Source organism: Streptomyces millisiae, assembly GCF_031845425.1.
Lineage (GTDB): Bacteria > Actinomycetota > Actinomycetes > Streptomycetales > Streptomycetaceae > Streptomyces > Streptomyces millisiae.
Genome location: NZ_JAVREM010000265.1, coordinates 1 through 466, shown reverse-complemented (window position 1 = coordinate 466; position 466 = coordinate 1). Strand labels below are relative to the sequence as shown.

Here is a 466-nt window from a genome sequence, read left to right as displayed (position 1 = left end):
GTCGACCGGGACGTCGGTGGGCTGGTTGGTGGCGGCATCGATACCGAGGCAGGTGCCCGCGGCCCACACCTTGGACTGATCGACGTCGGACACCTTGCCCGCGGATTCCAACTGGCTGTCGCCCGGGCCGAGCAACTGCAGGCCGCACAGCATGCGCCGCTCACCGGACTGCTTCCAGGCCTTCTCGCCGGACCAGAGCAGGCCAATGGTGTATTTGCCGTTCGGGTCGTACTTCGGGCCGAGGTAGCCGCGCACCGACGGGGTGCACTGCTCCTGTCTGATCTGCTTGATCCGATCCACCGTCGGTGGCGGCGCACCCGGCCCGTACTCGCTGCCGGGGAACGTGCGAATGTCGACGGACTGGGCGACCTCGAACCGGTGGCTGTCCTTGCAGTCGACGATGTGCGCGGCGTCGGGGTTGCGGCCGGGCCAGTTCATGCAGTCGCCACGCTTGACGTGATTGAAC

1 protein-coding gene is annotated in these 466 nt (G+C 67.4%); it reads right to left on the bottom strand.

What is annotated here, in order from left to right:
- On the bottom strand, window positions 1–466 hold a 466-nt coding region (locus RNC47_RS36590; protein WP_311605177.1), incomplete at both ends, for a septum formation family protein.